Source organism: Streptomyces sp. NPDC008079 (assembly GCF_042957385.1).
GTDB lineage: Bacteria > Actinomycetota > Actinomycetes > Streptomycetales > Streptomycetaceae > Actinacidiphila.
Window position 1 is genome coordinate 190,425 of sequence record NZ_JBIBIC010000009.1, and the last position, 17,526, is coordinate 207,950.

General features: G+C 71.0%; 17 protein-coding genes. 8 read left to right on the plus strand and 9 right to left on the minus strand.

The window, feature by feature from the left end; translation table 11 throughout:
* Window positions 1-14: 14 nt before the first annotated feature.
* The gene (locus tag ACFZAM_RS20730) at window positions 15-1,313 is read right to left on the minus strand and encodes an amidohydrolase (RefSeq protein WP_391047973.1); all 1,299 of its coding nucleotides are present in this window, start codon (window positions 1,311-1,313) and stop codon (window positions 15-17) included.
* Between the two features lie 401 nt (window positions 1,314-1,714).
* Here ACFZAM_RS20730 and ACFZAM_RS20735 point away from each other — a divergent pair, with 401 nt between their 5' ends.
* Window positions 1,715-2,668 (plus strand): DUF5996 family protein, encoded by a 954-nt coding sequence (locus ACFZAM_RS20735; protein ID WP_391047976.1) that lies wholly within the window; start codon window positions 1,715-1,717, stop codon window positions 2,666-2,668.
* 71 nt (window positions 2,669-2,739) lie between these two features.
* On the opposite strand, the gene ACFZAM_RS20740 is transcribed toward ACFZAM_RS20735, so the two are convergent.
* Window positions 2,740-3,372: an NAD(P)-binding domain-containing protein gene (locus ACFZAM_RS20740; RefSeq protein ID WP_391047979.1), complete on the minus strand. Its 633-nt coding sequence runs from the start codon at window positions 3,370-3,372 to the stop codon at window positions 2,740-2,742.
* Window positions 3,373-3,720: 348 nt separating this feature from the next.
* Entirely contained in the window at window positions 3,721-3,849 is a 129-nt protein-coding gene (locus tag ACFZAM_RS20745; RefSeq protein WP_355335140.1) for an LPFR motif small protein, read from the minus strand.
* Window positions 3,850-4,076: 227 nt separating this feature from the next.
* On the opposite strand from ACFZAM_RS20745, the gene ACFZAM_RS20750 reads away from it, so the two are divergent.
* The 6 genes from ACFZAM_RS20750 to ACFZAM_RS20775 all read left to right on the plus strand — a co-directional run bounded on the left by ACFZAM_RS20750 (window position 4,077) and on the right by ACFZAM_RS20775 (window position 9,036).
* Entirely contained in the window at window positions 4,077-5,144 is a 1,068-nt protein-coding gene (locus ACFZAM_RS20750; protein ID WP_391047983.1) for an acyl-CoA dehydrogenase, read from the plus strand.
* The gene (locus tag ACFZAM_RS20755) at window positions 5,141-5,911 is read left to right on the plus strand and encodes a PIG-L family deacetylase (protein WP_391047984.1); all 771 of its coding nucleotides are present in this window, start codon (window positions 5,141-5,143) and stop codon (window positions 5,909-5,911) included. The genes ACFZAM_RS20750 and ACFZAM_RS20755 overlap by 4 nt, the downstream gene beginning before the upstream one ends.
* A gap of 44 nt (window positions 5,912-5,955) precedes the next feature.
* Window positions 5,956-6,543 (plus strand): methyltransferase domain-containing protein, encoded by a 588-nt coding sequence (locus ACFZAM_RS20760; protein ID WP_391048224.1) that lies wholly within the window; start codon window positions 5,956-5,958, stop codon window positions 6,541-6,543.
* Window positions 6,540-7,262, plus strand: coding sequence for a glycosyltransferase (locus ACFZAM_RS20765; protein ID WP_391047987.1), 723 nt, complete (start codon window positions 6,540-6,542; stop codon window positions 7,260-7,262). The genes ACFZAM_RS20760 and ACFZAM_RS20765 overlap by 4 nt, the downstream gene beginning before the upstream one ends.
* Window positions 7,263-7,538: 276 nt before the next feature.
* Window positions 7,539-8,063 carry a hypothetical protein gene (locus ACFZAM_RS20770; RefSeq protein ID WP_355335148.1) on the plus strand — a complete coding sequence of 175 codons (525 nt, stop codon included), beginning with the start codon at window positions 7,539-7,541 and terminating at the stop codon, window positions 8,061-8,063.
* 238 nt (window positions 8,064-8,301) lie between these two features.
* Window positions 8,302-9,036, plus strand: a complete 735-nt coding sequence (locus tag ACFZAM_RS20775; RefSeq protein ID WP_391047990.1) for a hypothetical protein — start codon at window positions 8,302-8,304, stop codon at window positions 9,034-9,036.
* A 428-nt stretch (window positions 9,037-9,464) separates the two neighbouring features.
* Here the strand turns inward: ACFZAM_RS20775 and ACFZAM_RS20780 are convergent, their stop codons facing one another.
* Window positions 9,465-9,836, minus strand: coding sequence for a winged helix-turn-helix transcriptional regulator (locus ACFZAM_RS20780; RefSeq protein ID WP_391047993.1), 372 nt, complete (start codon window positions 9,834-9,836; stop codon window positions 9,465-9,467).
* Between the two features lie 83 nt (window positions 9,837-9,919).
* Here ACFZAM_RS20780 and ACFZAM_RS20785 point away from each other — a divergent pair, with 83 nt between their 5' ends.
* Window positions 9,920-10,828 (plus strand): NAD(P)-binding domain-containing protein, encoded by a 909-nt coding sequence (locus ACFZAM_RS20785; protein ID WP_391047996.1) that lies wholly within the window; start codon window positions 9,920-9,922, stop codon window positions 10,826-10,828.
* Window positions 10,829-10,868: 40 nt separating this feature from the next.
* Here the strand turns inward: ACFZAM_RS20785 and ACFZAM_RS20790 are convergent, their stop codons facing one another.
* From ACFZAM_RS20790 to ACFZAM_RS20810, 5 genes are all read right to left on the minus strand, one after another.
* Window positions 10,869-11,438 carry a hypothetical protein gene (locus ACFZAM_RS20790; protein WP_391047998.1) on the minus strand — a complete coding sequence of 190 codons (570 nt, stop codon included), beginning with the start codon at window positions 11,436-11,438 and terminating at the stop codon, window positions 10,869-10,871.
* A 245-nt stretch (window positions 11,439-11,683) separates the two neighbouring features.
* Window positions 11,684-12,583: a dihydrodipicolinate synthase family protein gene (locus ACFZAM_RS20795; protein WP_391048001.1), complete on the minus strand. Its 900-nt coding sequence runs from the start codon at window positions 12,581-12,583 to the stop codon at window positions 11,684-11,686.
* A 28-nt stretch (window positions 12,584-12,611) separates the two neighbouring features.
* Window positions 12,612-14,231 (minus strand): amidohydrolase family protein, encoded by a 1,620-nt coding sequence (locus ACFZAM_RS20800; RefSeq protein ID WP_391048003.1) that lies wholly within the window; start codon window positions 14,229-14,231, stop codon window positions 12,612-12,614.
* Window positions 14,224-15,522: an FAD-dependent oxidoreductase gene (locus ACFZAM_RS20805; protein WP_391048005.1), complete on the minus strand. Its 1,299-nt coding sequence runs from the start codon at window positions 15,520-15,522 to the stop codon at window positions 14,224-14,226. The genes ACFZAM_RS20800 and ACFZAM_RS20805 overlap by 8 nt, the downstream gene beginning before the upstream one ends.
* Window positions 15,523-15,692: 170 nt before the next feature.
* Window positions 15,693-17,468, minus strand: coding sequence for a dipeptide ABC transporter ATP-binding protein (locus tag ACFZAM_RS20810; protein ID WP_391048008.1), 1,776 nt, complete (start codon window positions 17,466-17,468; stop codon window positions 15,693-15,695).
* Window positions 17,469-17,526 lie beyond the last annotated feature (58 nt).

Sequence of the window (17,526 nt, forward strand, 5' to 3'; positions counted from 1 at the left end):
TGACCACCGGCGCTTCAGCCGCGTCGGTGCTCGGGGCGGGCGAGCCGGGTCAGGGAGGCGACGACCAGGGCTTGCACGCCGGTGTCCAAGGTGGGCTGGAGGACCGGGGCGAAGCGGGCGCTGTGGTTGACGGGGATGTCCTGGGCGACGGTGCCGCGCCGCTCGGCCGCACGGTAGGCGTCGGGGTCGGTGCAGCCGATGCCCCAGTAGGTGTACGGGGTGCCGAAGGCGTCAGGGACGCGGCTGAAGTCCTCGCTGGCGCTCTGCAACGCGCTGGTACGGGCCCGCTCGCCGAAGTAGGCGGTGAACGCGGCGGAGACTTCGGCGGTGACGGCCTCGTCGTTGACGGTCGGCGGGAAGCGGCCGCCCTCTTCGTACTGCGGGTCCCGGGTCGCGCGGGAGGCGTCGCACTCGGCTGTGACGATGCGCCGCACGGCGGCCAGGACGGCTTCACGGGTGCCTTCGTCGTAGGTGCGCACATTGAGCTGGATCTCGGCCGTGTCCGGGATCACGTTGCCGGTCGTACCGGCGTGGACGGAACCCACGGTCAGTACGGCGGGCTCGGTCGCGGCCAGCTCTCGGGAGACGATCGTCTGAAGGCGGACCACGATCATCGACGCCATGACCACCGGGTCGATCGCGGCCTGGGGAGCGGAGCCGTGGGCACCCCTGCCGTGGACGGTGATCTTCAGATTGTCCGCCGCCGAGAGGAACGACCCGGAGCGGGTGCCCAGAGTCCCGGCGGGATAGGGCAGTACGTGCTGGGCGAACGCCACGTCCGGGCGGGGGACGCGGTCGGCGAGACCGTCGGCGAGCATGCGGTCGGCGCCGTCCCCGGGTTCTTCCGCGGGCTGGAACAGGGCGACGAGCGTGCCCTGCCACGACGTCGGGGAGGCCGCCATCAGCCTGGCCGCGCCCAGCAGACAGGTGACGTGCATGTCGTGGCCGCAGGCGTGGGCCACGGGGACGTCCCGGCCGGACGCGTCCGTGGCGGTGGCCGTGCTGGCGTACGGGAGACCGGTGTCCTCCCGGACCGGCAGCGCGTCCATGTCGGCCCGCAGCAGGACGACCGGCCCGTCGCCGTTGGCGAGTACGCCGACCACCCCGGTGCCGCCGACACCCGCGTGCACCCTGTAGCCCCACTCCGTCAGGCGCTCGGCCACCCTGGCCGCGGTCCTGTGCTCCTGGTGGCCCAGCTCGGGATGGGCGTGCAGGTCCCGGTAGACGTCCTCCAGCTCGGAACGGATTTCCGGCAGTCCGGCCAGGACGACGTCCGCGCGAGCCGCCGTACCGGTGGAATCGTCGATCGCCACAGCCGCCAGCTCCTCGCCGATGGGGGTTGCCCGGATGGTTGACCAGCTGGTCGACCAGCTCGATGACCCGACGGTAACCCGGCCCCTGCCGTGCTGCCTGACCTGGCATTCGTGATCACCGCTGCCGGGTGAGCCGGGGCCGCCCGCCGCCCGCGTACCCGCACCGGCCGCCTTCCGCCTTCCGCCTTCCACGGGCGCGCCACGACGCGCGGACGGCCGTATACGCACGCGTCGGCTCGGCGTCGATCAGACCGTGAGCGGGCGGGAAGCGCCGTGACCGAGCGGGCAGGCCCGTGACCCGCGTGCGAAAATGGCCCTACGATCGCGCCGCAATCCGCAAGCCCCCGCGATCCACGACGCATCCCTTCTGCCGACCCGATCGACGCACTGGGAGGCTCTCGGTGAGCGAACGACGCAATGGATGGCCGACGCTGGTCCACGAGGACATGGCGGCCATGGTCGGATACGTCAACCGGGTGGTGCAGGTCGCGGGCAAGTACACCCTCGACGAGCCCTTCGAAGTCGGCTGGGGAAACGTCGTCCTCGACGTCACTCCCCGCGGGCTCAGGACGCCGACGTTCCGGCGGCGAGGGGTGACCTTCGCGGTGCACTACCGCCTGCTCGACGGTGACGTGGTCGTCGAGGCCGACGCGGGCTCGCGGACGGTGCCCTTGTCGGACGGATCAGTCGCCGCGTTCTACGCGGCGTTCCGCGACGCGGCGGCCGAGCTGGGCATAACCCGGCCGCGTACCTCGCTGATATGCGAGATTCCGGATTGCGAGCCGACCTTCGAGGACGATCACGTCGAACGCGCCTGGGATCCCGGCGTCGCCCGGCTGATGTGGCAAGCGCTGAACCTCGCCGCCGGCGGACTCGAAACGTGGCAGGCGCCCTTCCTCGGGCACCGCCCCCGGGTCGGGGTGATGTGGGGCGGCTTCGACCTGTCCGCGACGCGGCACCGGGCGCGGCCCACCGAGCCGCCGCCCGATCGTCCGGCGTTCATGCAGAACGCCCAGCTCCGGGAGTACGTGGCGGTGGGATTCTCCTTCGGGGACGCCACAGCGCCCGGTGCCGGTATGTACGCCTACATCTGGCCTCAGCCGGACGGCCTCGACGGCCGGTCCTGGGGTGTCGACGGGGCGGTCTGGAATCCCGACGCCGGTCTGGTTCTCCTGCCGTGGGACAGGCTCGGGGAGACGGCCGACCCGCACCAGGCCATCGTGACGTTCGGTGACGCCGTCTACGACGCCGCCGTCGGGCTGTCGGGCTGGCCGTCCGACCTCATCGGGCCCCGCGTCGACGGCTGGTACATGAGCCGGACGCGGCCGGACGCCGTCCGGGGCCTGCGCCCCTGAACCGAGCTGGTTCGGCCGGCTGAGACGCGAGCACCCGGGCAGCCCTTCGCGGCGGACACGATGGGGACACCTCAGGATTCGGGAATGATCTTGATCGCGCTGGACCACTTCAGTCCGAGCCGGTCCTGGAGCGTCATGTGCAGGAACTGGAACGCCTCCAGTTCCAGGGCGCGGCGCAACGGTCCGGCGTCGAGGGGGCGCAGGCCGCCGCTCGTGACGAATTCGGTGACGGTCGCCCGCGCGTCGTCGTCATCCGTGGCGATGAACACGTCCAGAGGCTGACCGGCCACTTCGCCGGCCACCAGCGTGGTCGCGAAGGTCGTGTTGAACGCCTTGACGAAGCGGGCCTGCGGAGCCTCGGCCGCGACCAGGCTGACTGCGGCCACGCCGGGCGGGGTGACGAGCGAGTCGAAGGTGGAGAAGTCGACGGGGTTGCAGATGTCCACGACGACCTTGCCCGCGAGGGCCCGGGCGTGTTCACGGGCCACCGTCTTCGCCGCTTCGAACGGCAGGGCGAGCACGGTGATGTCCGCGCCGTCCAGCGCGTCGAAGTCCGCGCCGCTCGCGTCCGCGCCGAGGTCGGCGGCGAGGGCGTCCGCCTTGGCCCGGTTGCTGTCCACGAGACGGACCCGGTGGCCGCCCGCGAGGGCGCGGGTGGCGATGCCGCGGGCCATGTTGCCCGCACCGACGATCGTGATCTGCATGGCTGACTCCTTCTTCCGTCAAGGCCGACGAGGGCCGCGACCGAGCGCCCGGAGAGGGGTATACGGCCGGCACCGTCCGGCTCCGTGCTCGGGGAGCGCGGCGACCGGCTCATCACGGTCGAGTGCGGCCAGAGCACACCGGGCCGTACGCACCCCGCCGGCACCGGTCACGACCGAGGCGACGCTGCTCCGGTCCCGCCATGGTGCGGCGCCCTATGAAAAGCCCAGCTCAGGACGGTCCCGAGAACGTCGGCGACTCTGTCATCCTGCGGGAAGCGGCGGACGCCCGCATCCGGAGCGGTGACCCGAGACAAGCCACCGCGGCGCGACGCCAGGGTGCCCGATGTGTCAGTGGTGACCGTGGGCTGTGTCGGACGCTCCGCCGAACAGGCGGCCCACGGCCCGGAACGGCAGGGACACCACCGTGGCGACAGCGCTGCCGATCTTTCCGAGTACATCTGCGATGGCCTTGAACATGGCTCACCCTCCTTCGGTACGCGGTGCGGTTGTCCGGCACCGCGTGTGGAGCCTCACCTGGTCCCCTACCCGGATAGCGGCCGCCCATGGGCTCTCCCGCTCGTTCTCATGGGAACTGTCCGCGCGACCGTGTAGGACGGCCCCCGCGGGGCATCCGGATGCGTACGCCACTGTCCCGGGTGAGGCTGTGAATGCGTACGAGTCGTCACCGAGGGAGGCCACCACACATGCGGAGCACCACGCGGCAGGACGGGCCCGCCACCGCTCCACCGGCGACCGCTCCTGGTCCGGCGGCCCACGACGCGGCGACGGGTCTTCCCGTCGCCGCGGCGGCCCGGGAGTCGGCGGAGCGTTTCGCGGAGCTGGTGGCCGCTCTGACGTCGGGAGCGCTGGACTGCCCGTTGCCGGGCTCGGGTCGTACGGCGGAGCGCTTCGCCGTCCTCACCTCGGTGGCCGAGCGGGATCTGTGCGCGGCCCGGCTCTTCGAAGGACACGTGGACGCGGCGGCGATCCTGGCGGAACTGGACGCGCCGCCGCCCCGGCCGGGAGAGCGGTGGGGCGTGTGGGCGGCCGAACCGCCGGGCGAAGGACTGCACGCCGCCCGTGACCGCGACGGCTGGGTGCTGACCGGGCTCAAGCAGTACTGCTCGGGAGCCCACAGCTGCACCCACGCGCTGGTCACCGCGGCGACGGAGCGGGGAAAGCGGCTGTTCGCGGTACGGACGGGGGTGGCCGACGGCTGCCGCCCGGTGCCGGGCACCTGGCAGGCCGTCGGGATGGCCGGGAGCGACACCCCTGACGTGCGCTTCGACCATGTGCCCGGTGTGCCGGTCGGCGACGTCGGCGGCTATCTGAAGCGGCCGGGGTTCCAGCACGGCGGTATCGGCGTGGCAGCCTGCTGGTACGGCGGGGCCCGCGCCGTCGCCGACGTTCTGCTGCGCGCCGCCGCCGATCGCGGCCCCGATCCGCACACCGACGCGCACATGGGCGCGGTCGACATGCTGCTCCATGCCGCGGCGGCCGTGCTGAAGCAGGCCGCAGCGGAGATCGACGGCGATCCGTCCGACACCGGCGGCACCGCGCGGATGCGGAGCCTGCGCACCCGCGCGTTCGTCGAGTCCGTGTGCGCCGACGTCCTCACGCACGTGGGACGGGCCACCGGCGCCGGTCCGCTGTGCCACGACGAACGCCACGCCCGGAACACCGCTGACCTGACCGTGTACATCCGCCAACACCACGCCGAGCGCAACCTCGCCGAACTGGGCGGCCTCGCCGCCCGCAAGGAGCCGTCGTGAGCGAGCAACCAGGCCCGCCGCCCGCATACGCCAACCCCATCCAGGCGCCGGGCACCGACGAGGCGCTCTGGCGGGACTGGGACGGCTGGCGCGCGCTTCCCGAGCTGCGGCTGCCCGAGGCGGGCAGGGTGGTCGTGGTGGCCGCGCATCCCGATGACGAAGTGCTGGGCGCCGGGGGGACGATGGCGATGCTGGCGGACGCGGGGACCGCCCTCACCGTGGTCTCCGTCACCGACGGGGAGCAGTCGCACGCCGACAGCAAAGCCGTCACGCCCGGGCGGCTGACACAGTTGCGCGCCGAAGAACTCCGCCAGGCCCTCGCGGCGTTGGGCACGGGCACGGCCCACGTCGTCCGGCTGCAAGTGCCGGACACCCGGGTGGCCTTCCACGAGGACGAGATCGTCAAGGCACTCGTCCCGGTGCTGGAGGGCGCCTCGTTGTGCCTCGCGCCGTGGATCGGCGACGTCCACGGTGACCATGAGGCCGCAGGACGGGCCGCGCTCGCCGCCGCCGCGCAGGCGTCCGTGCCCTGCCTGATGTATCCCGTGTGGATGTGGCACTGGGCCCGCCCCGGCGACCCGCGTGTCCCGTGGCCTTCCGCGCACCGGGTCACCCTGCCCGCGGACGTCCAGGCCCGCAAGCGCGCCGCCGTCGCCCGGTTCGCCACCCAGGTCGAGCCCATCGGCCCCGCGCCGGAGGACGCCGCGGTCCTGCCGCCCGACGAGGTGGCCCACCACCTCCGCGCGCACGAGGTGATGTTCCAGTGAGCCGGACGAACGCGGCGAGTACGCCCGCCGCCTACTTCGAGACGATGTACGGCGGGGGCGAGGACCCCTGGCACCTCGCCGAACGCTGGTACGAGCGGCGCAAGTACGACATCACCGTGGCCGCGCTCCCCCTGCCGCGCTACCGCCGGGCCTTCGAACCCGCGTGCTCGGTCGGTGAGTTGACTCGCCGACTGGCGACCCGCTGCGACGAGGTACTCGCCTGCGACCGGGTCGCGTCCGCCGTGGCGACCACGCGGCAACGTACCGCCGCAGCAGAGAATGTGACGGTACGTCAGCTCACACTGCCCGACCAGTGGCCGGACGGCTCCTTCGACCTGGTCGTGCTGTCCGAAGTGCTCTATTACTTCGCCGCTTCCGATCTCGACAGGCTTCTGGACCGGGCCCGGACGGCGTTGGAGCCCGGCGGGCATCTCGTCACCGTGCATTGGAACCACCCGGTGCCCGAACACCTGTGGACGGGCACCGAGATCGCGGACCGCGTGACCGGCCTGCCCGGGCTGTCACTGCTCGCCGATCACCGCGAGGCCGACTTCGTCCTCCAGGTCCACGGCCGTGACCTGGCCGACGGGAGCAGCCCGCCCGGTCCCGCCGAGCGCGAGGGTCTGGTGTGAGGGTCGAGGCCATCGCCGTCGTCATCCCGGCGCACAACGAGGAGGCGCTCCTGCCCGCCGCGCTGGAGGCGGTCGCGGCTGCCGCGCGCCACCCCGCACTCGCCGCCGTGCGGATTCGCACGGTCGTCGTCGCGGACTCCTGCCGTGACGGCACGGCCCGGATCGCGCACCGGGCCGGAGCCCTCGTGGTGCCGGTCGGCTTCCGCAGTCCGGGCCGGGCGCGCGCCACGGGCGCCGAGCACGCGCTGGCGGAGATCGCCGTCCCGCACGAGCGGGTGTGGCTCGCCACCACCGACGCCGACAGCGCCGTACCCCCGCACTGGCTGGCACACCACAGCGCTCTCGCCTGTGACGGGTGGGACGCGGTCGTCGGCACCGTGACCGTGCCGACGGCGACCGCCCTCACCGCCCGGCACCAGCTCAGCTACGAAGCCACCCGTCCGGCCGACGGCGCCCACTGGCACCACCCCCATGTCCACGGCGCCAACCTGGGCCTGAGTGCCAGCGCCTACCGCGATGTGGGCGGGTTCCCGCCGCTCGACGTCGGCGAGGACCACGCACTGGTCGCCGCGCTGGTCGGCCGCGGTCATCGCGTCCTGCGCACCTCGGCCGCCCCTGTCATGACCTCGCCCCGTCTGCACGGCCGCGCCCGCGGCGGCTTCGCGGACTTCCTCGCCGCGCAGGCCGAACACACCGCCCGCAGCGAACCGGCGAGCTGACCGGCGAGCTGACCGGCACGGCGTATCGGCCAAGGGGTACGTGAAACCACCGACGACCGACACCGCTGGCACCCGCGACAGCGCGGGGACCTCTCGCCGCCACGCCATCGGGTGACGCGGCTCAGCCAGCCGGGTGACAGCGGCCACCGCGGGCTGCCGCCGAGCGGGCCGGTGCTCCAGGATCGGTGCCGCCGCCGTCTCCGGCGGGCTGCGCGTCGACCGCGCGCCCGTGACGCGCGATCAGATCGACCACGGCTGTTCGAGGAGTCCCACCCCATGCGTTCACGCGTCATCGCCATCATGGCCGCCGCTGCCGCCGCCACCGCGGCACTCGCGCAACCCGCCCACGCCGCCCCGCTCGTCGACGGGGTCTACCGTTTCGCGGCCCTCAAGGACGGCATGTGCCTGACCTGGCCCAAAACGAAGGCGCGTATCGGCATGGTGGCGCTGGGCGCCTGCACGGACACCGCCTCCACGTCGGCGAACTGGCAGGTACGGCAACGCCCCAACGGAACCATGGAGGTCTCCACGCCGGACTCCGACCCGCGCACCTGCCTGGGCCTGACGACGGACTACCACGTGAAGGTCACCGACGCCTGCTCCGACAAGTACGCCGAGTGGACCGTCTCCTACGGCTCCGCAGGACCCGGCAGCGTCGTCTGGGCCGACATCGAGCACACCCCCAGCGACCACTCCAACTCGTGGGGGAAACTCGTCGACAGCCCCGACGTCACCGGCCGCATCGTGGTGCGGCAAGCCCCCATCGACCCGCACTACTGGGCTTTGCAGCCGGCCGGCTGAGACCTGTCCCGCACCGGCTGTCCACCGGCGCCCGGCCGGCAAGGCGCTGCCGCCTTCCTCCGACGGACGCTGCTACGGCCGCAGGGCCGTCAGGCGCCGACCGGGCGGGGCCGACCGGCACCCGTCTCGGGCCCTTGGGCCCCACGACACCCGGCCGTGCGCGCGGGAGCGTGGACAGGGCGGGACGCCACGGCGATACGCGCCCTCGGGAGTCCCGCCCCTCCCGAGGAGCGTCCGTATGCGCATCATCGTCAGCATCGACACCGACACCTTCGTCGGCGACGACGGTCTCGATCCGGCCGCCGCGTCGCTGGCCGAACTCCTCCGGGCCGGTCACGAGGTCGTCATCGTCCACGGCGCTCCCGCCGAGACCCAGACCGTCACCGGATCGCGCTTGGTACGCGCGCTGGACTCCGTGCTCGTCGGCCGTACCGTGGTCGCGCTCGTGACCCACGCCCAGGTCGGCGCCCACGACCCGCAGGTGAGCCTGCCGGACCGGCCCCGCGTACGCCCGCAGGCCGTTCCCGAGGCTCAGGTCGTCCGGGAACTGCTGGCCGACGGCACCGTGGTGGTCTGCGGCGGCGGCATCCCCGTCATACGGGAACGCGGCACCGCGCGCCTGCGGACCGTACCGGTGACGGTGGACCCGGATCGGACGGCGGCGCTGCTGGCCGTCGAACTGGACGCGGACATCCTGCTGTTCCTCACCGGCGCCACGCACCTGTTCGCCGCGGGAGGACACGGCCGCCCCAGGCCGCTGCTGCGGCTGACCCCCGACGAACTGTCCGGCGTACGTCTGCCCGAGGCCGTGGTCACCCGCGCCGCGATCGCCGCCGACTTCGTCACCCGCACCGGCGGCGTCGCGGCGATCGGCCCGGTCGACAACGCCCTGGGCATCCTCCTCGGCACCACCGGAACCCAGATCCGCCCCGCACCCGCTTCGGTCAGGGAAACCGCGCCGTCATCGGACTGATCACCGGCACTATGGGCCGTTTCGACTCCCCCGCCGAAAACCGTCCGCTCCCCCATCTTCCGCTGGTCCGGCTCCGGCACGAACGGGTGGTGTACGCCAGGATGCGGGCACGCACGACCGCATGGCCGACGCCATCACCTCGTTCGCGGGCACGATGGGCTTCGTCTCTCTGCACGCGGCATGTTCGAGACGAATCTGCGCTCGGAGGTGTGGTCGGCGCACATCGGCAGAGCCCTCGGCCTGGACCCGAGCAGATCGAGCGTGAGGTGCTGGCGGCCCTTGCCGACAGCCGCACCTGAATGAGCACGGGAGGACGCGCCGCGGGCCCATAGGCCCCGCCGAAGCGCACCGGGCCGAAGAACCAGCGGTACGGCCGCAGGGCGGCTCACCGTGCCCGAGACGAGGTCATGATCTGTACCGGGCAGCCCTCAGTCGTGGGAGATCTCGGCTACCTCGACCACTTCGGAGCCTTCGCGACGCATCCGTTCGCTCCCCCAGACGGCGAGCGGCCCGAGCGCCTGATTGAGCGTGCGCCCGTGCTCGGTCAGGGAGTACTCCACCCGCGGCGGCACCTCGGCGAAGACCTTCCGGTGCACCAGTCCGTCCTCCTCCATCTCGCGCAGGTGCTGCGTCAGCATCTTCTCGCTCACTCCGGGCAGGCCGCGACGGAGTTCGGCGAAGCGGCGCACACGATGGGCGTCAAGTTCCCAGAGGATGAGTCCCTTCCACTTGCCGCTCACCACGTCGAGCGCGGCGTCGATGCCGCAGATGTAAGGCCCGCACCTCGGCGCCCTCGCCATCACTGATCCCCTTACTAAAAGGTAAGTACCGCAGAAAATAGTGGGTACTTCCCAGATTAGTGGCCCTCTCCGAGCATGAAGAGGTGAACGAACAACAGCACGGCACCACCAGGCAACACAGCAATGTCACCGTGATCGGACTCGGCCCGATGGGCCAGGCGATGACCCGTACCCTCCTCGCCGCCGGCCACCCGGTCACCGTCTGGAACCGCACCGCCGGCCGGGCCGACGGCGTCGTCGCCGACGGAGCGGTCCTCGTACCGACACCCCGCGAGGCGGTCGAGGCAAGTGACCTCGTGATCCTCAGCCTCACCGACTACCAGGCGATGTACGACATCCTCGACAGCGCCACCGCGTCGCTCGCCGACCGGACACTGGTCAACCTGAGCTCCGACACCCCTGACCGCTCACGCGAAGCGGCATCCTGGGCATCGGCCCACGGCGCCACCTTCCTCACCGGCGGTGTCATGGTCCCGGCACCGATGGTCGGCACGGACGCGGCCCACGTCTACTACAGCGGCCCCACCGAGGCGATGGAGAGCCACCGGCCGACACTGGCGCTGCTCGGCGCACCGAAGTATCTGGGCGTGGATCCGGGTCTCGCCCAGATGATGTACCAAGCCCAGCTCACGGTATTCCTCACCACCTTGTCCGCACTGATGCACGCCACCGCGATGCTGGGCACCGCGGGAATGACGGCGAAGGAAGCACTGCCGGAGTTGCTCTCCTCCGCCGACTCGATCGGCGCCATCCTCAGGGCCGGCGAAGCGACCCCCGGCACCGCGCTGGACGCCGGAGAACACCCCGGCGGCCTCAGCACGGTCACCATGATGGGCGCGACATCCGACCACATCGTCGAAACCAGCACGTCACTCGGCCTCGACCCCGCGCTCCCCCTGGCCGTCCAGGCCCACTACCGCCGCGCCATCGACAACGGCCACGGCAGCGACAACTGGACCCGCATCATCGACAGCATCCGAAAGCCGCACTGACCCCACACGGCACCGTCGTAGAGGGGTATTTGAGGGAGCATCAGTTCGTCAGCACGACCACCAGCATCGCCAGCCAGCCCAGTGAGACGAAGACGGGAAGCAGCACCATCACGAGACCGGTCGGGGACGCCTGGAGCCACCCTGATCCCGGCTCTGTCAGCCGGCGTCCCACTATCCGCTGCCCGCCGTGCCACGCCATGTGCTCTTCCAGCTCCACGACCGTGCTCTTGCGGGTCTGCAAATAGCGGCGTCCGTAGCGCAGCATGACGGCGAACGCCAGCCCGGAGACGAACCCGATCACCGTGATGACCGCTCCGACGCCCCGGGCCACTTCCTGTGACTGCGCGCCCTCTTTGCCGAGGGTAAACGCCAAGGTGGCCGCGAGGCCCGCGGCGATCACCGGGTTGGCCGTCCAGCGCTCCAGCACATGGTGGTACAGGCGTGACGCGACGCCCTGCCGCGACGCGTCACGGGCCACGCACACCTGCTTGATCACCAGGAAGCTGCCAAGCGTGGTCTTGATCTGGTGGTTCAACCACTCGTCAGGTTCGATCTGGGCGTCGCTGTAGGCCAGGAGGAATCCCAGGACGTCGGTTCCCTTGACGGCCACACCTCCCACTGAACAAGCGTTCACAGGGCTCCGCGGAAAGCGTGTCCTGACAGCCCGTCGGATGCAAGAGCGCATGAAGTGGCGTCATGGCGAAGCGAATTCGGCCGGTCCCGGCTCAGGACCCGGCGCAGTCGCATCCGAGGCGTCGGCTGCTGCTCCGCCGGGCACCTGTGACCGGCCCGAGGCGTTTGCGGTGCGAGGCGACCACGCCGGTGGTGATGTGCGAGGTCGATGTGAAGAACCCCTCAGCGGGGCAGGTCGATCCCGGCTTCGCGGAGGAGCCGGGCGAAGGTGGTCGCGTGCTCGGGGGTGAGGGGGAGGGCCGGGAGTCGGGGGGGTCCGCTGGGGACGCCGACCAGGTCGAGGCCGGTCTTGATCGCGCTTGCGTACGGGTGCGCCTCGAGGAATTCGCAGATCGGAAAGATCTTCGTCCACTGCTCCCGTGCCTCGGCGAGGTCGCCGCGGACCGCGAGGGTCTCGTAGAAGTCCGCGCACAGTTGAGGGATGACGCTCGCCGCTCCCCAGACTCCCGCCCGCGCGCCGGCGGCGATGGCGGAGAACGTGAGGGTGTCGTAGCCGTTGAGCGGCTGGATGACGTCCGCGTAGTGGTGAAGGACCGTGGCGAACTTCACCGCGTCACCCCCGGTGTCCTTGAACGACGTCACGCGGGTGCTCCGGGCGAGCTCGGCCAACCGCCCGGCCGAGATGTCCAGTCCCGTGGCGTCCGGCAGGTTGTAGAACATGATGTCGATGTCCACCGCGTCGGAGACGGCCCCGTAGTGCGCCACGACCTCCTTCCAGCCGAGAGCGCCGTAGTAGGGGGGCACGATCATGACCGCCGTCGCGCCGGCGTCAGCCGCGTGCCGGGTGAGGTCGATCGTCTCGCCGGTGGTCAACGCTCCGGTGCCCACGACGACGGGCACCCGACCGTCCACAGCCTTCAGGTAGAGGTCGGCGACCTCCTTCCGCTCCGCGTTGCTGAGCGTCGTGAATTCGCCGGTGCTGCCCAAGGGCACCACGCCGTGCACGCCCGCACCGACGATGTGCTCGACCTGGCGACGGACTCCCCCGGCGTCGACGGTCGAACCGTCAGCGCGAAAAGGGGTCACCACTGCCGCGAGTATGCCGCTGACCGGCGTTGTCATCGCTCTCCTTCGTCGTTCGTCGACGGGTTCACCGGGCTCGGAAGCCGCTCGTCGTCGGCCGGGTCCCGCGTCGTAGCGCGCGACCGCCGAGCTCGTCGGTCGGCTTTCCCCCGCGGAACGCGACAACGCCGTTGATGATCACGTGCCGCATCCCGTCGGCGTACTGGTGTGGGTGGGAGTAGGTGGCGAGGTCCCGGACCCTGTCGGGCTCGAAGATCGCGAGATCCGCGAAGGCGCCCTCGCGGATGACGCCGCGGTCGGTGAGACGCAGCGTCCGCGCGGGCAGGCTCGTCATCCGTCGGACGGCGTCCTCGATCCGCAGGACGCCGTCCCTGACGTACGGACCGAGAACGCGGGCGAAGGACCCGTAGGCCCGCGGATGCGTCGGGGCGTCGGTGTACGGAGGAGAGGCCGTCCACGCTTCGGCGTCGGAACAGACCGAGACCCATGGGCTCCGCAGGGCGAGACGGACGTTCTCCTCCGTCATCTCGAACAGCGCGATGATCATCTGCGAGTCCGCCACGACGAGGTCCAGAAGGGTGTCGAGCGGATCCGCGTCACCGCGCCGCGTCGCGACCTGCGTGAGTGTCATGCCGTTCCACTCGGAGGTGTTGCCGCCCAGGAGCAGGATTCCGTCAGCGCCGCCCGCGCTCTTGTAGCAGTTGTCCCAGTCGGCGCCCGAGGCCCGGATGGCCTCCTTGACCGTTTCCCGGAAGTCCTCATGCGCGAGCTTGCCGCGCAAAGCGTCCGGGCCGCCGTCGTGGAATCGTGGGGGGACGCACGCGTCAAGGCCGGTAGCGCCCGCCTCGTACGGATAGACGTTGGCCGTGACGGCGAGGCCGCCGGCCCTGGCTTCCTCGATGCGCTGGATCGCGGAGGCCATCAGGGGCCAGTTGTCCCGGCCTGCCGCCTTCAGGTGGTAGACCTCGGCCCGGGCTCCCGACCTCTCGGCGATCCCGATGAGCTCGTCCAGGCTTTCGAGCAGGGAGTCGGACTCGTTGCGGATGTGCGAGATGTAGAGCGCGTCGTGCTCGGCGAGCACTTCCGCGAAGGCGGTCAGCTCGTCGGTCGAGGCGTACATGCCCGGGGCGTAGATGAGAGCGGAGCCCAGACCCAGCGCGCCGTCCGCCAGTTCTTCGTCGAGGAGCCGGCGGGCGGCGGCCAGCTCGTCGGGCGTCAGCGGACGGTCTTGCTGACCGGCGAAGGCCATGCGGAGGTTGTCCGCCCCGACGAAGCTCGCGACATTCGGTCCGACGCCCGCGTCGGCCATGTGGTTCAGGAAGTCGTTGATCCGCGGCCATTCATGCCGGACGTGGGTCCGCTCGGCGTAGTCCTTGGCGATGGCGCGCATCCGGCCCTCCACGGGGCCGAGCGAGTAGCCTTCGCCGAACACCTCGGTCGTGACGCCCTGGTAGAGGTCGGAGAGACCTCGGGGGTCACGCTGGAGCGACTCGTAAGCCTGGCTGAGCACGTTGATGAAGCCGGGCGCGACCAACGCGCCGGCGGCGTCCACCTCGGGCACGTCGGTGTCGGGGACCTCGCCGACGAGAACGATCCGGTCACCCCGGACCAATACGTCCGCGCGTCTGAGCGGTGCGCCGGTGCCGTCGGCGACAAGGCCGCCGCGCACCACCAGATCACTACGCATCCCGACTCCCCTCCTGGGCCCTCATCGTCTTGCGCGTCTTCCCGCGGGCGAACCGCTGCGCCGAGAACGGCCCGGTACGACCGTCGTCCCCCGAGGCGATCGCCTCTGCGAGGTGCACTCCGGCGGCCGGTGAGATCGTCATGCCGAGCATCTGGTACCCGGTGGCGACGAACACGTTCGAGTCCGGCGCGAGCCTGCCGATCATGGGGAGGCCGTCAGGAGCCACGGGGCGCAGACCCGACCAGGCGGCCGACTCGTCGGTCCACGGCCCGAGGAGGGCCTGAGCCGAGCGCCGCATCGCCCTGACGCGCCGTGGGGGGATGCGGGTCGGTGAGTTGGTGAAGTCCATCGCCCCGGCGACGCGCAGCGTGCCGCCCATCGGCGAGATCGCCAGGTGCGTGTCGAGGGTCTGGATCGCCTGCCTCGGCATCCGCCCCGGCCGGACGTCGAAGCTGTAGCCCTTGCCGCCGATCACCGGAAGGCGATGGCCGATCGAGCGTGCCAGCGCGGTGGTGTTCACTCCCGCCGCGAGAACCACGTGGTCGGCCTCGTACGTACCGCGGTTCGTGCGCACCGCTCGCACCCGTCCGCCCTGCGCGTGGAGGTGCTCGACGGGCTCGTGCTCGCGGATCTCGACACCTGCGGCGACCACCTTCTCGATCAGCGCCGCCATGTAGGCGTGGGGAACGATCTGCCAGTGGTTGCCGATCAACGCTGCCGCCTGGCCTCGTGGCACCGTGGGGTCCAGGTCCTGGACCGCGCTGCCCGTCAGGACCTCTGTCGTGGCTCCCTGCCCGAACTTGGCCAGCGGCGCGATCTTCTCGATGAAGTGCTCGATGTCCGCGGGGTTCTTGGAGACGGTCAGGAGACCGGTCTTGTCGAAGTGCTCGTCGAGGCCGAGCCGTTCGATGAGCTTGAAGGACGGGTACCCGAGCGTGGACAACGCCGCCAGCCCGTCGGAGTACGACCGGTCGTTGCAGTAGCGCGCGAACGTCGCGATCCAGGGTCCGAGGCGCAGGAGGGCCGCGGGCGAGAAGTGGAGCGCGGAATCACGCCGGGTCAGGTCCTTGAGGCCGTGCATGATGATGCCGGGCTCGGGCACCGGCCCGGCCTGGGCGGGGCATATCCAGCCCGCGTTGCCCCAGGACGCGCCGGCCGCCGCGGCACCGGCGTCGAGCACCGTCACGCGCATTCCGACCTCGGTCAGCGCCCAAGCCGTCCACAAGCCGGCGGCGCCGGCGCCAACGACCACGCAATGCTCGCCATTCACCACTATCGGCAGCCCTTCCACTCGTGTGCGTCAGTTACTCAAGGAGGGACTTTGCCAAGGCTTCCGGACGCGTTGTTCGTTCATTCGGACCAGAAAGCCGGATGATCATGTCGGCCCGGACAGACGGGCCGGGCGCGGCGCGCCGCGGCGAACCGGCGGATTTCGCCGCGGATCGCGCGCGGATCGGCCGGTCAGACCTCGGTCGAGACGGGTGCGTCGATCCAGTCGGCGTCCGACCGGGGGATCGACCGCAGCAGTTTGATCGTGTACGGATCGGTCGGATGGTCCAGGATCTGGTCCACCGGACCGGATTCGACGAGCCGTCCGCGGTACATGATGCAGACGCGCTCGGTGATCTGCCGCAGCATCGAGAGGTCGTGCGTGATGAAGACGAAACCGACTCCGCGTTCGCGCTGGAGCGTCGCGAAGAGGTTGATGATCTGGGCTCGCACCGAGACGTCCAGGGCGGAGACGGGTTCGTCGCAGACCAGGAGCCGGGGGTTGACGGCTAGGGCCCTGGCGATCGCGACGCGCTGACGTTCTCCGCCGGAGAGGGCCGACGGCCTGCGTTGCGCGTACGAGGCCGGAAGACCGACCGTCTTCAACAGGTCGGCCACCGCGCCCGAAGCGTGCTTGGTGGCGCTCTCGTGCGACCTGATCGCCTCGGACAGGGCCGATCCGATGCTCCGCATCGGGTTGAGGCTCGCGTAGGGGTCCTGGAAGACCATCTGCACGGTTCCGCGAAGGCGACGGAGATCCGCCGCGCTCAGCCGCGACCAGTCGTGCGCGGGAATGCCGTCGATCATGATGTCGCCGCTGGTGCACCGCTCGAGTCCCAGCAGCGTGCGAGCGAGGGTGGTCTTGCCGGAACCGGACTCCCCGACGACGGCGACGCTCTCCCCCTGGTTCACCTGTAGCGACACCCCGGCGAGCGCGTGGACGGTGCGCTGCCCGACGCGGAACTCCTTGCGCAGGTCCCGGATGTCGATCAGCGGCCGCTCCGCCCGTACGTCTCGCACCGGAGCTTCCACGACGTCGATCCTGGCCCGCTTCGCCGCCATGTCGGAACTGATCTCCGGCAGGCGGACACAGGCCGAATACCGCAGGTCGGCGACCTCGATCAGTGGCGGCGGTCCCTGGCGGCACTGGTCCGTGACCCACTCGCACCGGGTGGCGAAGGCACAGCAGCCCGTGGTCTCCCGGGCCTTGGGGACCGACCCCGGGATGGAGGGGAGTTCGGCGACCCGACGGTCGACCGACGGTTCGGCCAGCAACAGGCCCTGGGTATAGGGGTGCAGCGGCTTGGCCTCCAGGTCGGAGCCGGGCGCGACCTCGATGAGCGATCCGCCGTACATCACGTAGACGCGGTCGCACATCGCGAAGGCCACCCGCAGATCGTGCGTGATCAGTACGACGCTCATTCCGCGCGACTTCTGGACACCGCGCAGGAGGGTGAGCATCTCCTTCTGGGTCGTGACGTCCAGAGCCGTCGTCGGTTCGTCCGCGATCAGGATCTTCGGGTCGCGGGCGAGCGACGCGGCCACAGCGACGCGCTGACGCATGCCTCCGGAGAGCTGGAACGGGTACCGATCCGCTACCGAGGGGTCGGTGAGTCCGACCTCGGCGAGCCGGCGGTTGACCTCCGCCCTGCGTTCGGATCGCGGCGGGCGCCGACGGCCCTCCCAGATCAGCGACTCCTCGATGATGCGCCCGCAGCGGAACACGGGGTTGAGCATCGTGAACGGGTCCTGGAGTACGAGCCCGATTTCCCGTCCTCTGACGTGACTCCACTCGCGTTCCGACAGCTCCAGCAGATTGCGGCCGTCGTACTCGACCTCGCCGCGCGCGACGAGCGATCCGGGCAGGAGACCCATGATGGCGCGGGCGGTCATGGTCTTGCCGCTTCCGGACTCCCCCACGATCCCGATCGTCTCTCCCGCGGACAGGTCGAGTCCGAACGACGTCACGATCGGGTGGGTACCGTCAGGACCGACCGCGTCAACGCCGAGGGCGCGCACTTTCAGG

Excerpts from the sequence above, each read along its gene's own strand:
- ACFZAM_RS20740 (WP_391047979.1), bottom strand. The coding sequence starts at position 3,372 with ATGCAGATCACGATCGTCGGTGCGGGCAACATGGCCCGCGGCATCGCC.
- ACFZAM_RS20745 (WP_355335140.1), bottom strand. The coding sequence starts at position 3,849 with ATGTTCAAGGCCATCGCAGATGTACTCGGAAAGATCGGCAGCGCTGTC.
- ACFZAM_RS20750 (WP_391047983.1), top strand. The coding sequence starts at position 4,077 with ATGCGGAGCACCACGCGGCAGGACGGGCCCGCCACCGCTCCACCGGCG.
- ACFZAM_RS20760 (WP_391048224.1), top strand. The coding sequence starts at position 5,956 with ATGTACGGCGGGGGCGAGGACCCCTGGCACCTCGCCGAACGCTGGTAC.
- ACFZAM_RS20770 (WP_355335148.1), top strand. The coding sequence starts at position 7,539 with ATGCGTTCACGCGTCATCGCCATCATGGCCGCCGCTGCCGCCGCCACC.
- ACFZAM_RS20775 (WP_391047990.1), top strand. The coding sequence starts at position 8,302 with ATGCGCATCATCGTCAGCATCGACACCGACACCTTCGTCGGCGACGAC.
- ACFZAM_RS20780 (WP_391047993.1), bottom strand. The coding sequence starts at position 9,836 with ATGGCGAGGGCGCCGAGGTGCGGGCCTTACATCTGCGGCATCGACGCC.
- ACFZAM_RS20795 (WP_391048001.1), bottom strand. The coding sequence starts at position 12,583 with ATGACAACGCCGGTCAGCGGCATACTCGCGGCAGTGGTGACCCCTTTT.
- ACFZAM_RS20800 (WP_391048003.1), bottom strand. The coding sequence starts at position 14,231 with ATGCGTAGTGATCTGGTGGTGCGCGGCGGCCTTGTCGCCGACGGCACC.